The sequence below is a fragment of the Variovorax sp. GrIS 2.14 genome (assembly GCF_046115955.1).
Taxonomy (GTDB): domain Bacteria; phylum Pseudomonadota; class Gammaproteobacteria; order Burkholderiales; family Burkholderiaceae_C; genus Variovorax.
This window is the reverse complement of the sequence record NZ_JBJXIA010000002.1, coordinates 412,198-425,873: the sequence shown is the minus strand read 5'-3', so window position 1 is coordinate 425,873 and position 13,676 is coordinate 412,198. Positions and strand designations below refer to the sequence as shown.

Below are 13,676 nucleotides of genomic sequence, written 5' to 3'. Positions count from 1 at the left end.
GCGAACTCAGGCGACGGCGCGAATCGCCTCGCTTTGCACCGCGCGCTCGTCGGCGCTGAAAAAGTGCAATGACTCGGGCGCAATCGACAGGCGCAGCGTGCCGCTGAGCTGCGGGTTGACGGTCGGCGCGAGCAACACCAGCTCGCCGAGGGCCGAACGCAGGTAGCAGAAGGCGCGATCGCCGAGCTGCTCGACGGCCAGCGTTTCGCAGTCGCGCAGTTCCAACACGACCTCGCCGGGCGCCGGTTCGCCGATGCGGGCCTGCTCGGCTCTGAAGCCGATCGTGGCGGCTTCGCCGTGCAGCCGAAGCGGGACATGGAGCGGCACCTGCTGCGTCTCGTCGCCCAGCCTCAAGAAGGTGCCGCGCGCATCCGGCTCGCAGCGCTGGACCTTGAAGAGGTTGATGCGCGGCGTGCCGATGAAGCCGGCGACGAACAGGTTGGCAGGCGACCGGTACAGCGTCAGCGGCGAGCCGACCTGCTCGATGCGACCCTTGCGCAACACCACGATCTGGTCGGCCAGCGTCATGGCTTCGGTCTGGTCGTGCGTCACGTACACCGCGGTCGCTTTCAACGTGCGCTGCATGCGCGCGATCTCGAGGCGCAGCCGCACTCGCAGCTCGAGGTCGAGGTTCGACAGCGGCTCGTCGTACAGAAAAACCTCGGGCCGGCGGATCATCGCGCGGCCCATGGCCACGCGCTGCCGCTGGCCGCCCGAGAGCTGGCGCGGAAAGCGGTCGAGCAGAGGCGTGAGTTCGAGCGTGCCGGCGATCTCGTCGACGCTGCGCTGCTGTTCGGCGGCCGACACCTTGGCCATGCGCAGCGGGAAGGCCAGGTTCTGCCGTACGGTCTTGTGCGGGTACAGCGCGTAGTTCTGGAACACCAGCGCACAGCCGCGGTCGGAGGGCGGCACGTCGTTCATCAATCGGCCGGCGATGCGCACCTCGCCGCCGCTCGGCGTTTCGAGGCCGGCGATCATGCGCAACAAGGTCGATTTGCCACAGCCCGACGGACCGAGCAGCACGGTCACCTGGCCGTCGGGCATGGTGAGGTCGATGTCGGGAATCACCTCGACGTCGCCGAAGCGCTTGCTGATGGATTTGAGTTGGATCTCGGCCATGAATTTCTTTGCTGCGTTGCGTTGAAAAAGGTGTCAGCCCGTGGGCGTATTGGCCGCCTGCGCGACCCCGCGCTGGATGTTGGATTCGGTCAGTCCGAGCAGTTCCTCCATCGCCTTGCGCGCCTCGGCTGGCTTGCGCGCCCAGATCTGGTCGAGCACTGCGCGGTGCAGCGGCAGGCTCTTGCGCGGCGCGCCGGGTTGCCGCGTCGACAGCTCGAACGAGGTGCGCAGCGCGGCCTCGATGGTGGCACCGAAGGCCACTAAAAACGGGTTACCGGTGGCGCTCAGGATGGCGTGATGGAACTCCAGGTCGGGCCCCGCATAGGCGACCGGGTCCATGCCCGCAGCATCCATCGCACGGTAGGCACGCTCGATGGCGGCAATGGCGGCATCGGGCGCCGAGGTGGCCGCGAGTTCGCACGCGGCCGGCTCGACGATGCGCCGCAACTGCATCAGGTGTTGCGCCATCTGCACGCGGTCGTTGCCCGACCAGGCCCAGCGCAACACGTCTTCGTCCAGCATGTTCCATTGCATGCGCGGCAGCACGCGGGTGCCGGCCTTTTGCCGCGACACCAGCAGGCCCTTGGCCTTGAGCCGGCTCAAGGCTTCGCGCACCGAGGTGCGGGCCACGCCCAACTGTTCGGCCAACTCGACTTCGGTCGGCAGCGAGGTGCCGTCCCCCCACTCGCCGCCCATCACTCGCCGCGCCAGCGCCTCGGTGACGGCCAGCGGCCCACGCCGCGCAGCGGGGCTGGCCGAAGTCATGGAGGAGATATTCTGGTCAGACATAATAATTTGGCTGATGGAGGTTATACGAGTCGAATTGCGTCTGATCTCCGGGTTTTCCACGACGGTAAGAATTTAAATTGTCTGTCATATTCCTGACTGCCAAAGGCAAGGAGCATGTCGAGCCTGCCTGCGGTCCATCCCCGGCAGAGCCTCCAGGACACACACCATGCGCACCACCGAACCGCTTCGAATCGACGCCCAGCGTCGCCGCCTGATCAAGGCCGCCGCCGCCACCGTGGCGGTGAGTGCCGGCAGCACGCTGGCATTTCCGGCCCTCGCGCAGGCCAAGCCCTTCGCTGGCGTGAAGCTGCGCGGCGCTGCTTACCAGCACGGCTTCTTCAACATCCTGCGCAAATACATTCCCGAGTTCGAGGCGCAGACCGGCATGATGGTCGACCTGCAGTTGTCGGCCTTTCCGGTCTACAACCAGCAGGCCGACCTGGAGCTGTCGTCGGGCGGCAGCGCCTGGGATTTCTGCAACGTCACCTTCATCCTGGCAGCGCGCTGGGTAGCGGCCGGGCTGCTCGCCAACCTCGACGATTTCAGCAACGACCGCAAGCTCACGCCGGCCAGCTGGAACCCGGACGACTTCGTCAAGGGTGCGCAATTGCCGTACCTCGACAAGGCCGGCAAGACCTTTGGCTATTCATGGGAAGGCGGCGCCATGTTGATGGGAATCAGCCGCACCGACCTCATGAAAAAGCGCGGCGTGGAAGCACCGCGCACTTTCGACGAACTCATGAAGGTGTGCGACGCGGTCAATGGGCAGGACGGCGGCAGCGGGCCGGTCACCGGCTTCGTCAGCTCGAACCTGCATCACTGGTTTTTGCCACCCTACATCCAGGGCTACGGCGGTGATCTGTTCGTCAACCCGCCCACCGACATCAAGCCGGCACTCGACACGCCGGCGTCCATCGAGGCCACCGCTTTCTACACGACGCTGTTGTCGAAATACGGGCCGCAAGGCGTGCTCGGCTATACCGAAGACCAGGCCCGCGCCGCACTCATCAGCGGCCGTTCCAACATCTTCATCCACTCCAGTTCGTGGGTCACCGCGATGCTCACCTCGCCCGACAGCAAAGTGAAGGACACGGCCCGCGTGATGCGCATGCCGGCCGGGCCGAAGGGCGACTTTCCCGCAGCGAACAGCCAGGGCCTGGGCATTCCGAAGAACGCCAAGAACAAGGAAGCCGCCTGGGAGTTCATCAAGTGGACGCTCAGCCCCGAGCTGACCGCACGCATCGTGAAGGACACCGGCCATCCGTCGATCTGCCGCCGCTCGGTGATCGAGAGCGCCGAGTACAAGCGCATCAATACGGTCAACGGCCAGGACATCGGCAAGCTCTACCTCGAAGTGCTCGACATGCCGAGCAAGACGCACAACTACATGGCCTACCGCACGGTGAAGGAATTCCCGCTGATCGGCGACGTGGTGAACAAGGCGGTCGAGCGCGTGGTGTCGGGCCAGATGCCTCCAGCCGAGTCGATGAAGTCGGCGCAAGAGGCCGCACTCGGCAGCCTGCGCCGCGCTGGCGCGAAAGTCTGAGCCCGCACCGCCGATGGCCGCTGCATCCTACGAACGTCAACGCCGCAGTTTCGTGCGGATGGCCATCGCGCCGAGCCTGCTGTTCCTGCTGCTGGTGGCGGGCTTGCCGACGTTGTTTCTGCTGGTCACCAGCCTGACGCCGGGGGCGCTGGTCAACCCCGGTTCGCTCACCGACTTCACCGAGCCGCTGCGCAACTACAGGCTGCTCGGCAGCGACGAGCGCTTCGTCGGCTCGCTCTGGGTGCAGGCGCGGCTGTCGGTCTACACGGTGGTGCTGCAGGTGCTGCTCGGCACCGGGCTGGCGCTTCTGGTGCACTCGGGACAAGACCGCTGGAAGTCGTTGCGGCACCTGTTCGTGATCCCGATGGTGCTGCCGCCCATTGTCGTGGCGGTGATCTGGAAGCTGATCTACACGCCCGACATCAGCCCGATCTACCAGGCCGCGCGGATGCTCGGCATCGCGCTGCCGGCGATGACGACGCATGTCGACTTCGCGCTGTGGGCAATTGTCATCGCCGACACCTGGGAGTGGGCACCGTTCACCTTCCTGATGGTGCTGGCGTCACTGCAGACGCTGCCCGCCGAATATGTCGAGGCCGCGCGCATGGACGGTGCCGATGTGTGGCGCGTGTTCGGCCACATCGTGCTGCCGTACATCGCGCCGGTGCTGCTGGTGTGCACGCTGTTCCGGCTGATCGACAGCATCAAGGCTTTTCCACTGATCTTTCTGCTGACCGGCGGCGGGCCCGGTTCGGTGACCGAGGTGACCAACTACTACGCCTACCTGGTGGCTTTCAACTTCGGCGAGCTGGGCTATTCGAGCGCCATCACCGTGGTGCTGCTGGTCGCCACGGTGCTCATCAGCTGGGCCGCGATGCGGGTCAGCCGCAACCGGGGAATCGACTCATGACATCGCAACGCATGCTGGCTTTGCGCCGCCGCTGGCCGCTGGCGCGCTGGGCCGTGCCGATCATCCTGCTGGCGATGCTGTTGCCTTTCCTGTGGCTGTTGCAGATGTCGTTCAAGCCGACACCGCTCATCCTCGAATTTCCGCCCCGCATGTTCTTCACGCCGACGCTGGAGCACTACGTCGGGCTCTGGCAAGCGGGCTTTCCGGAGTCGTTCGTCAACAGCCTGATCACCAGCGTCGTGTCGACGGTGCTCGCGCTGCTTCTCGGTATTCCGGCGGCGTATGCGCTGTCGCGCTGGACCGGAAGAGGGCGCTTCGGCCTGGGGCTCGGCATTTTGCTGACGCGCATGGCGCCGCCCATCGCCTTCACCATTCCGTTCTTTCTGGCGTACCGCTGGCTCGGCCTGCTCGACACGCGCACCGGCCTCATCCTGATCTACATGACCTTCAACCTGCCGCTGGTCATATGGATGATGCAACCCTTCTTCGACGCGGTGCCGGAATCGCTCGAAGAGGCGGCATTGATGGACGGCGCCGGCTTTCCGACGGTGTTCTTCGAGATCGTCATGCCGATGGCGACGGCGGGCATCGCAGCCACTTCCATCCTGTGTTTTCTGTACGCCTGGAACGACTTCTTCTTCGCGCTCATCCTGACCCGCACGGATGCGCGCACGGCGCCGGTGGCAGTTGTCAACTTCATGAATTACGAAGGCTGGGAGTGGGGCAAGATCGCTGCCGGCGGCTCCTTGGTGATGGCGCCGGTGCTGGTGTTCTCGATGCTGGTGCGGCGCTATCTGGTCAGCGGTTTGACGGCCGGCGCGGTGAAGGGTTGAGCGTGTCCCACCCACACCTTACCGGCGCGACGCGCATCGTCCCTATCCTTGCCCATCCGGTCGACCATGTGCGCGCGCCGCGCACCTACAACCCCGCGTTCGCCGCCGCCGGGCTCGACTGGCACATGGTGCCGATGGGCGTCTTGCCGGCCGACCTGAGCGCGACGCTGGCGCAGCTGGCGCGCGTGACTAACCTGCAAGGCGTCAACCTCACCATTCCGCACAAGGCGGCGGCTTTCGCACTGTGCAGCCGGGCCACGGCCGAGGCGCGTGACACCGGCATGGCGAACACGCTTCGACTCGAAGCCGATGGCCACTGGGCCGGCGCCAACTCCGATGGCATCGGCTTTCTCGGCGCCGCACGCGCGAACGGGCTGCTCGATACGGGCAGGCCGGTGGTGATCGCAGGCTCGGGCGGCGCCGGCACCGCGATCGCTTTCGCGCTGGCCGCAGCCGGTGTGCGAGAGATCGACGTGCTGGACACCGACGCCAACCGCGCCGCAGCCCTGCGACACGCGCTGCAGCGGAAGTTTCCCGACCTCGTCATCGGCCATCGCCGCGAAGCCCTGGCCCACGCCGGGCTGGCCGTGAACGCCACGCCGATGGGCCTGCACGACGACGATCCGATGCCCTTCGATGTGGCGCTGCTGCCGGCCGATGCCGCGCTGTTCGACATCATTGCCGCGCGCGACACCGAACTGATGACCGCCGCCACAGCACGCGGGCTGCGCGTGCTCGGCGGGCGCCCGATGGTCGAGCACCAAGTGGCACACCAGATCGCGTTCTGGCGCGGCGACCATCACGCCTTGCCCAAGTGATCTAACGAAGAGATCGAGATGCCGAAGAGATACGTGCCCAAGTTCAAGATGACGCGACGGGCCTTGCCGGTTCTCGCCGCCACCCTGGCGCTGTGCGCCGCCCCCGCCCATGCGCAGTCCGCCGCCGACTATCCGCAGAAGCCGATCATGATGGTCGTGCCGCAGCCGGCCGGTGGCGCAGCGGATCAGTTCGCGCGGCCGTTCGCGCAGGCACTGGCCAAGCGCCTGAATCAGCCGATCGTCATCGAGAACAAACCCGGCGCCAACGGCAACATCGCGGCTGCTTATGTGGCGCGGCAACAGTCGGCCGATGGCTACACGATCTTCTTCGGCTCGGTCAGCACGATGGCAGTCAACCCGCATCTGTACAAGACGCCGGGTTTCGACTCGTTCAAGGATTTTCAGCCGATCACGCTGACCAACCAGACGCCCAATGTGCTGATCGTCGGTGCCGCAACGCCCTACAAAACGGTGGCCGACGTGGTCGGCGACGCCAAGGCCAGGCCGGGCACGCTGACCTTCGGCTCGGCCGGCAACGGCAACACCATGCATCTGACCGGGCTGCAGTTCGAGGCCAGGACCGGCACGTCGCTGATCCACGTCCCTTACAAGGGCGGTCCGGCCGCGCTCAACGATGTCATCGCCGGGCAAATCCCGATGATGTTTCACAACCTTTCGGCGGTGCTCGCCTTCGAGAAGGCCGGCAAGGTGCGGGTGCTCGCGGTCGCCGACACGCATCGTTCCAGGTTGTTGCCTAACGTGCCGACGATGGCCGAGGCCGGTGCGCCCGGCGTGGTGCAGCTTGCCTGGAGCGGCATGCTCGTGCGCAGCGGCACGCCAGCGCCGATCGTCGATCGGCTGAACAAGGAGATGCGCGAAGTCCTCAAGGAACCGGCGTTCCGCAAGTCGATGGAAGATCAGGGCTTCGACGTGCTGTCGTCGACGCCGCAGGAATTCGAAGCACGCATCAAGGCCGACTACGCCACCATGGGCGAGGTCATCAAAGCCGGCAACGTGCAGATCGACTGAACGCCACCCGATCCACTCGAACCGAACCGAAAGTGCTTATGCCTGCCGTCAACCTCTTCAAACACGCACTCGCCGCCAAGCAGCCACAAATCGGCATCTGGTCGACGCTGCCGTATCCCTACATCTCCGAGTTGCTGGCCGGTGCCGGCTTCGACTGGATCCTGCTGGACACCGAACACGCGCCGAGCGATCCGGTGCTCATGCTTCAACAGCTGCAAGCGGTGCAGGCTGAAAAAGACAAGCCGACGTCGGCCGTGGTGCGGCCGCCGTGGAACGATCCGGTGCTCATCAAGCAGTACCTCGACATCGGTGCGCAAACGCTGCTGCTGCCCTTCGTGCAGAACCGAGCGGAGGCTGAAGCTGCCGTCGCGGCCACGCGCTATCCGCCGGGCGGGATCCGCGGCATGGGCGGCACCATGCGCGCCTCGCGCTTCGGTCGCGACACCGGCTATGTGAAAGAGGCCGAGCGCGAGCTGTGCGTGCTGGTGCAGGTTGAAACGGCGGAAGCGCTGGAGCAACTCGAAGAAATCGCCAACGTGGACGGTGTCGATGGCGTGTTCATCGGCCCCGGTGACCTGTCCGCCAGCATGGGCGTGGCCGGCCAGGTCAATCACCCGACGGTGCGCGCCGCCATCGACGCCGCCATCCGCCGCATCCTGGCGTGCGGCAAGGCGCCGGGCATTTTGATGATCGACGAGCCGCGCGCCCGCGAGTGCCTGAACCTCGGTGCGCTGTTCGTTGCGGTCGCCACAGACCAAGTGCTGCTGCGCAAGGCTGCCGACGACGTGGCTGCGCGCTTCAAGTCGGCGTCGGTGCCCGGTGCGCCAGTGAATGCGGCGGCCAAAGCGCCCGCCACCTACTGAATGAAAGCGTCTTCCTCGTATGTCCGTTGATGTTTCGGTGACTCACACCGCCAAGCCGACCCGATCCATCGAAGAGCTGCGCAGCCAGCGCTGGTTCGCCAGCGACGACATTCGCGGCTTCGCGCATCGTCAGCGCATGCAGGCGCAAGGGCTGGCGCGTGAAGCGTTCATGGGCAGGCCCGTGATCGGCGTCATCAACACATGGAGCGACCTTTCGCCCTGCCATGCGCACTTCCGCGAGCGGGCCGAGGCGGTCAAGCGCGGCGTGCTGCAGGCCGGTGGCTACCCGCTCGAACTGCCGGCGTTGAGCCTCGGCGAAGTGATGGTCAAGCCGACCACCATGATCTACCGCAACCTGTTGTCGATCGAGTGCGAGGAACTGCTGCGCAGCCTGCCGATCGACGGTGCGGTGCTGATGGGCGGCTGCGACAAGACGACGCCCGGACTCATCATGGGCGCGCTGTCGATGGACATCCCGGCCATCTTCATGCCCGCCGGCCCGATGCTGAACGATCGCTACAAGGGCCAGGCGGTCGGCGCCGGCACGCACACCAAGAAGTTCTGGGCCGAGTACACCATCGGCAACATCGACAAGGCCGAATGGGTCGGGCTCGAGGCGCGCATGACGCGCACCACCGGCACCTGCAACACCATGGGAACGGCCAGCACCATGACCGCCATCGCCGAGGCGCTGGGGCTTTCGCTGCCGGGCGCCATGAGCATTCCCGCCGTCGATGCAGAGCACAGCCGCATGGCGTGGCGCTGCGGCGAGCGCATCGTCGGCATGGTGTGGGAAGACCTGAAGCCTTCGCGCATCGTGAGCAAAGCGTCGTTCATGAATGCCATCGCGGCTTACATGGCGCTGGGTGGCTCGACCAATGCGGCCGTGCACCTTCCGGCGATGGCCGGGCGCGCCGGCATCGAAATCACCATAGACGACCTGGATGAAATCGCGCGCAAGGTGCCGGTCATCGCCAACCTCTACCCCTCGGGCGAGAAGCTGATGGAAGACTTTCACTTCGCCGGCGGCTTGCCGGCGGTGCTGAACAAGATCGCCAGGCACCTCGACCTGTCGGCCATGACCGTCACTGGCTGCACCTTGGGTGACAACATCGCCAACTGGCCGTCGACCGACGACGGCACCATCCTCGACCCAGAGACGCCGCTGAAGAAGGGCGATGCCGACTGTCCCGAAGCCGGCATGGCGCTGGCCGTGCTGCGCGGCAACCTGTGCCCGGACGGTGCCGTCATCAAGCCGGCCGCCGCCACGCCGAAATTGCTGCGCCACACCGGCCGCGCGCTTGTTTTCGAGTCGAACGCCGAGATGCTCGCGGCGATGGCCGACGAAGCACTGGACGTCGACGAGTCGACCGTGCTCGTGCTGCGCAACGGTGGCCCGGTCGGTGGGCCCGGCATGCCCGAGTGGGGCAACCTGCCGATCCCTAAGAAGCTGTTGCGCCAGGGCGTGCGCGACATGCTGCGCATCTCCGACGCGCGCATGAGCGGCACCCACTACGGCACCTGCATCCTGCATGTGTCGCCAGAATCGGCGATCGGCGGGCCGCTCGCGCTGCTGAAAACCGGCGACATGATCCGCTTCGACATCGGCGAACGCCGGCTCGACATGCTGGTGCCTGATGAAGAACTGGCCGAACGGCGCCGGGCCTGGGTCGCGCCGGTGCAGCCATTCACACGCGGCTACACGCGCATGTTCCAGCGCGAGGTCACGCAGGCGCATCTGGGTTGCGACTTCGAAAGCCTGTCGGGCAACGGGCCGACGCCGGAGCCAGCCATTTACTGAGGAGCGACTGGTGTCTCAGACACCGGTCAGCGAGATCTCGATCAGGTATCGGTGGCATGCCTCCAGGTCGGGCACGACGCCCAGGCCGGGTGCGTTGGACAGCGTGACGGCGCCGTCGCGCACGACGAAGTTCGGCAGCGCAGTCAGTTCGCGCAGCGGGTTCGGATTGGCGTCGACTTCGACATAGCCCGGACCGCCGACAGCGGTTTTCAGATGCATCGACGCGGCGAGGCCGATGCCGCCACCCAGCCAGTGCGGGCAGTACCACTTGCCGGCTGCCACCGTTTGGAGGGCGACGTCGAGGCACGCGGTAATGCCACCCCACTTTCCGAGGTCGGGCTGGATGATCGACAGCCCTTCCACCGCGATGAACTCGCGGAACTGCGACAGGCCGGTGAGGTTCTCGCCGCCGGCCAGGGTCAGCGGTTGCGTCTGCGCGAGCTCGGTCCAGCGTGGTGCCGGTTGGTCGGCACGCATCGGCTCTTCCATCCATACCAGATCGAAGCCCGCCATGCGCTGGCCGGCAAGGCGCGCCTCGTCGAAATCCCAGGCCTGGTTGGCATCGACCATCAGCGTCGCTTCGTTGCCCAGTGCGTCGCGCAACAGGCGCAGATTGGCGAGGTCGCGCTCGGCGCCGAAGCCGACCTTGAGCTTGAACGCACGATAGCCTTCGTCACGTTTTTGCAGCGCCAGTCGGTCGGGCTCGGTCGGGTTGATGCCGGAGGCGTAGACCTGGATCGGTGGGGCATGCGCACCGTCTTCTGCGCCATCGGTATCTCCCAGCAGTTGCCAGAGCGGCTTGCCGGCGCGGCGCGCAAAGAGGTCCCACATCGCCGTGTCGACGCCGGCGACGATCTGATGCAACGGACCGTATTCGCCAGTCTGAATCGCCAGCACGGCGAAGCGGCGCGTGAGTTCTTCGAAACCCTCGCGCGGGTGTGTCCAGGCGTGCGCCATGACCACCGGCTTGCAGTAAGCCAACGCCATCCGCGCGCGATGCTCTGCGCCCACGGTGGGGAAGTTGCACCAAATCTCGCCCCAGCCGACATGGCCGTCGGCATCGGTCAGGCGCACCAGAACGGCAGGGCGGTCGCGCATGATTCCGAACGAGGTCTGCACCGGCGGGTCGGCCGGCGCGCGAAACACGAAGACATCGAATTGCCGGATCTGGAAAGGGGTCGACGGAGGCATTTGCATTGCGTCTATTTTCGTTGCAACAAGTGGCTCGCACATGGCGCAATGCCGCCCGACGTGACACATCGCGCTGCTTCATACTGGCACCCGATTTCAAAAAACAACAGGAGACATATGAAGCAATCGACAACCGCGTGGGCGCGTGCCGGCACTGCGCCGCTGGCTGCGCTGGCAACCCTCACCGTCGCGCTGCTGGCCGGCTGCGCAGGCACCGGCTCGGTCCGCGCCGTGGCCGATCCGGCGGCTGCGTGCGCTGCAATGATGCAGCCGATTCCAGCCGCGGCCATCGGCCTGCCGAGCTCGGGCGCGGTGATCGAATCGGCGACGCTGGTGTCAGCCAGCGAACTCTCATTGACGAATCCATTGCCCTTTGTTCCGCCACCACCCGAAGTGGTGGTGGTGCCTGCCACGCCGCAGTACTGCAGGGTCCTGGGTGCCGTGCAGCCTGTCGATCCGGCGGCGCCGCTGATCCGCTTTCAGGTGAATCTGCCGAGCCAGTGGAACGGCCGCTCTTTGCAGTACGGCGGCGGTGGTTTCAATGGCGTGTTGATCAACGCGGTCGGGCTGCCACCTTCCGCGCGCATCGATCAGCCGTCGCCGCTGGCGCGCGGATTCGTCACCGTCGGTACCGACTCGGGCCACCAGAACGCACCCGGTGTCGCGCTCCAGGCCTTCGCGCTCAACGACGAGGCGCTCGTCAATTTCGCGCACGCGTCGTACAAGAAAGTGCGCGACGTTTCGGTGGATCTGATGAAGCGCCGCTACGGGCAAGGTCCGGCCAAGCTCTACTTCATGGGCAGCTCCGAGGGCGGCCGCGAAGGGCTGACGCTGGCCCAGCGCTATCCGCAGGATTTCGACGGCATCTTCAGCCGCGTGCCGGTCATCAACTGGACCGGCCTGCAGGCGGCCGGCACGCGCATGGGCGTCACGCAAACCGGCGACGGCTGGCTGCCGCCTCCGCTCGTCAAGCTGCTGGCGAGCGCGGTGCTGGCCCGTTGCGATGCGCTCGACGGGTTGGTCGATGGCATCGTCGGCAACCCGATGGGGTGCGGCGAGCTGTTCGATCCTGCGACATTGCGCTGCACGGGTTCAGCCACGACCGACTGCCTCAGCGATGCGCAGGTTCAGGCGGTGCGAACGCTGCATGCACCGTATGAATTCAGCTTCCCGCTGGCCAACGGCATTCGCAGCTATCCGGGTTGGGGATGGGGCGGCGAGGCAGCTTCTGGCACCGGGCCGGTGGGTGGCTATGTCAGCTGGCAGACCGGTACCGCGCGACAGTCGTTGCCGGTCGGGCCGACCAGCAGCCGTGCCTGGCTCTATGGCAGTGGCGCAATTCAATATTTCTACGCGCGTGATCCGGCGTTCGATCCGAGCCGATTCCGGCCCGAGGATTTCGCACCCCGCGTGCGCGAAGTTTCTGCACTGATGGACTCGACAGATCCGGATCTGTCGGCTTTTCGCGCACGCGGCGGCAAGCTGGTGATCAGCGAGCACTTGGCCGACTACGCGCAAAACCCGTATGCGGGAATCGACTACTACCGCTCGGTGGTGGCGCGCATGGGTCAAGAGAGCGCAGATTCCTTTGTGCGGCTCTACACCACGCCCGGCGCCGACCATGTCGGCACCGGGGCGCCGGTGAGCGTCGACATGCTGCAGACGCTGACCAACTGGGTCGAGCGCGCACACGCGCCGCAAGATCTGGTGCAAGTCGACCTGCAGGCCGTTGCACCGTTTGCCGAAACCCTGGCGCGGCCGATGTGCCGTTGGCCGACACTGGTCAAATACCGAGGGCAGGGTGACCCCAGGCGCGCTGCAAGTTTCGAGTGCGCTGCGCCCTGAAGTTCGTGGCGTTGGCTGACACGAGCGCCTTTGGATTGACCGTAGAGTGCGTCGCATGACGTTCGACAAATCTGAAAAATCCGCTGTCACCGGGAGTGCAGTGCAGGATTCCAGCATCGAGCAGCTGCTGGAAGGCTATGCCGCCCGGTATACGCAGCAAATTCGCGATCTCGCCGAGACCTTCTCGGCGTCCACGACACGGCTCGGCAGCGCGCAAGGCGATCCGTCGACCGCACTGGCAGACGACGTGCGTGCGAGTGCAAGAAAGCACCGTGTCGACGCGGATTTGCTGCTGGCTGCGGTCGCTGACTACGCGGTGATCGAGTCGCGCTCCGAGGCGCTACACCGCTCCCGCGCAGGACACTGATCGCGCAAGCTGCTGCGCCGGTGCGGGCCGCGTGGTTATCATGAAGCTCGCAGGTCGCGGCGGACTTTTCGGTTGCCAACCCGGCGTTGGACACCATGCCCAAACTGATACTGACGAGATCCGGTGGCGACCTTGAATCGGTCGAGTTGACCGCCCCGGAAACCACCCTCGGCCGAAGCCTGCATAACGACATCGTGCTCCACGACATCGCTGCGAGCCGTCGACATGCGGTGATCACTGTCGATGCAGCCTTCGTGACCATCCGTGATACCAACAGCCGTAACGGCACTTTCGTCAATGGCCAGCGCGTGGTGACGCAGACTCTGGCCGACGGCGACGTCGTTGACCTCGGTGGATGTGCGATGCGTTTTGTGTCTGGAGATCAGCAATACAGCGAGGTGGTTGCCCAAGGGGTTTCTTCAGTGCCGAACTGGATCGTCGACGACCTGGAAGAACACGTACCGACCGCGCCGGATGTGCCCCTGCAGTTACGGCGCAAATAGCTGCAGATAGCTCACTTGAAGCACATTCGGTATGTCCGTTATCGAACAATGAGAAACATTCG

General features: G+C 65.6%; 13 protein-coding genes. 10 read left to right on the top strand and 3 right to left on the bottom strand.

The window, feature by feature from the left end:
* Positions 1-6: 6 nt before the first annotated feature.
* Positions 7-1,119, bottom strand: coding sequence for an ABC transporter ATP-binding protein (locus tag RCH10_RS05770; protein WP_409051642.1), 1,113 nt, complete (start codon positions 1,117-1,119; stop codon positions 7-9).
* A 33-nt stretch (positions 1,120-1,152) separates the two neighbouring features.
* Positions 1,153-1,884, bottom strand: a complete 732-nt coding sequence (locus RCH10_RS05765; RefSeq protein ID WP_323497923.1) for a FadR/GntR family transcriptional regulator — start codon at positions 1,882-1,884, stop codon at positions 1,153-1,155.
* Positions 1,885-2,074: 190 nt separating this feature from the next.
* Between RCH10_RS05765 and RCH10_RS05760 the strand changes: the two genes are divergently transcribed.
* The 7 genes from RCH10_RS05760 to araD are packed head-to-tail and all read left to right on the top strand — an operon-like array spanning position 2,075 to position 9,708.
* A complete protein-coding gene (locus RCH10_RS05760; RefSeq protein WP_409051641.1) occupies positions 2,075-3,454 on the top strand; it encodes an ABC transporter substrate-binding protein in 1,380 nt (459 codons plus the stop codon).
* 13 nt (positions 3,455-3,467) lie between these two features.
* Complete coding sequence (locus RCH10_RS05755; protein WP_409051640.1) at positions 3,468-4,364, top strand: carbohydrate ABC transporter permease; 897 nt, start codon at positions 3,468-3,470, stop codon at positions 4,362-4,364.
* Positions 4,361-5,197, top strand: a complete 837-nt coding sequence (locus RCH10_RS05750) for a carbohydrate ABC transporter permease (protein WP_409051639.1) — start codon at positions 4,361-4,363, stop codon at positions 5,195-5,197. The genes RCH10_RS05755 and RCH10_RS05750 overlap by 4 nt, the downstream gene beginning before the upstream one ends.
* Before the next feature lie 2 nt (positions 5,198-5,199).
* Positions 5,200-6,015 carry a shikimate dehydrogenase family protein gene (locus RCH10_RS05745; RefSeq protein WP_409051638.1) on the top strand — a complete coding sequence of 272 codons (816 nt, stop codon included), beginning with the start codon at positions 5,200-5,202 and terminating at the stop codon, positions 6,013-6,015.
* Positions 6,016-6,033: 18 nt separating this feature from the next.
* The gene (locus RCH10_RS05740) at positions 6,034-7,044 is read left to right on the top strand and encodes a Bug family tripartite tricarboxylate transporter substrate binding protein (protein ID WP_409051637.1); all 1,011 of its coding nucleotides are present in this window, start codon (positions 6,034-6,036) and stop codon (positions 7,042-7,044) included.
* A gap of 38 nt (positions 7,045-7,082) precedes the next feature.
* Entirely contained in the window at positions 7,083-7,907 is an 825-nt protein-coding gene (locus tag RCH10_RS05735; RefSeq protein ID WP_409051636.1) for an aldolase/citrate lyase family protein, read from the top strand.
* 19 nt (positions 7,908-7,926) lie between these two features.
* Entirely contained in the window at positions 7,927-9,708 is a 1,782-nt protein-coding gene (araD, locus tag RCH10_RS05730; RefSeq protein ID WP_409051635.1) for an L-arabinonate dehydratase, read from the top strand.
* A gap of 15 nt (positions 9,709-9,723) precedes the next feature.
* Here the strand turns inward: araD and RCH10_RS05725 are convergent, their stop codons facing one another.
* Positions 9,724-10,905 (bottom strand): mandelate racemase/muconate lactonizing enzyme family protein, encoded by a 1,182-nt coding sequence (locus RCH10_RS05725; protein WP_409051634.1) that lies wholly within the window; start codon positions 10,903-10,905, stop codon positions 9,724-9,726.
* Between the two features lie 111 nt (positions 10,906-11,016).
* Between RCH10_RS05725 and RCH10_RS05720 the strand changes: the two genes are divergently transcribed.
* The 3 genes from RCH10_RS05720 to RCH10_RS05710 all read left to right on the top strand — a co-directional run bounded on the left by RCH10_RS05720 (position 11,017) and on the right by RCH10_RS05710 (position 13,614).
* Positions 11,017-12,744, top strand: coding sequence for a tannase/feruloyl esterase family alpha/beta hydrolase (locus RCH10_RS05720; protein ID WP_409051633.1), 1,728 nt, complete (start codon positions 11,017-11,019; stop codon positions 12,742-12,744).
* Between the two features lie 55 nt (positions 12,745-12,799).
* A complete protein-coding gene (locus tag RCH10_RS05715; RefSeq protein ID WP_409051632.1) occupies positions 12,800-13,111 on the top strand; it encodes a hypothetical protein in 312 nt (103 codons plus the stop codon).
* A gap of 95 nt (positions 13,112-13,206) precedes the next feature.
* Positions 13,207-13,614, top strand: coding sequence for an FHA domain-containing protein (locus RCH10_RS05710; protein ID WP_409051702.1), 408 nt, complete (start codon positions 13,207-13,209; stop codon positions 13,612-13,614).
* The last annotated feature ends 62 nt before the right edge of the window (positions 13,615-13,676 follow it).

What these genes read in the sequence shown, in the direction of transcription:
- RCH10_RS05770 (WP_409051642.1), bottom strand. Translation starts at nt 1,119, where the DNA reads ATGGCCGAGATCCAACTCAAATCCATCAGCAAGCGCTTCGGCGACGTC.
- RCH10_RS05765 (WP_323497923.1), bottom strand. Translation starts at nt 1,884, where the DNA reads ATGACTTCGGCCAGCCCCGCTGCGCGGCGTGGGCCGCTGGCCGTCACC.
- RCH10_RS05760 (WP_409051641.1), top strand. Translation starts at nt 2,075, where the DNA reads ATGCGCACCACCGAACCGCTTCGAATCGACGCCCAGCGTCGCCGCCTG.
- RCH10_RS05755 (WP_409051640.1), top strand. Translation starts at nt 3,468, where the DNA reads ATGGCCGCTGCATCCTACGAACGTCAACGCCGCAGTTTCGTGCGGATG.
- RCH10_RS05750 (WP_409051639.1), top strand. Translation starts at nt 4,361, where the DNA reads ATGACATCGCAACGCATGCTGGCTTTGCGCCGCCGCTGGCCGCTGGCG.
- RCH10_RS05740 (WP_409051637.1), top strand. Translation starts at nt 6,034, where the DNA reads ATGCCGAAGAGATACGTGCCCAAGTTCAAGATGACGCGACGGGCCTTG.
- RCH10_RS05735 (WP_409051636.1), top strand. Translation starts at nt 7,083, where the DNA reads ATGCCTGCCGTCAACCTCTTCAAACACGCACTCGCCGCCAAGCAGCCA.
- araD (WP_409051635.1), top strand. Translation starts at nt 7,927, where the DNA reads ATGTCCGTTGATGTTTCGGTGACTCACACCGCCAAGCCGACCCGATCC.
- RCH10_RS05725 (WP_409051634.1), bottom strand. Translation starts at nt 10,905, where the DNA reads ATGCAAATGCCTCCGTCGACCCCTTTCCAGATCCGGCAATTCGATGTC.
- RCH10_RS05720 (WP_409051633.1), top strand. Translation starts at nt 11,017, where the DNA reads ATGAAGCAATCGACAACCGCGTGGGCGCGTGCCGGCACTGCGCCGCTG.
- RCH10_RS05715 (WP_409051632.1), top strand. Translation starts at nt 12,800, where the DNA reads ATGACGTTCGACAAATCTGAAAAATCCGCTGTCACCGGGAGTGCAGTG.
- RCH10_RS05710 (WP_409051702.1), top strand. Translation starts at nt 13,207, where the DNA reads ATGCCCAAACTGATACTGACGAGATCCGGTGGCGACCTTGAATCGGTC.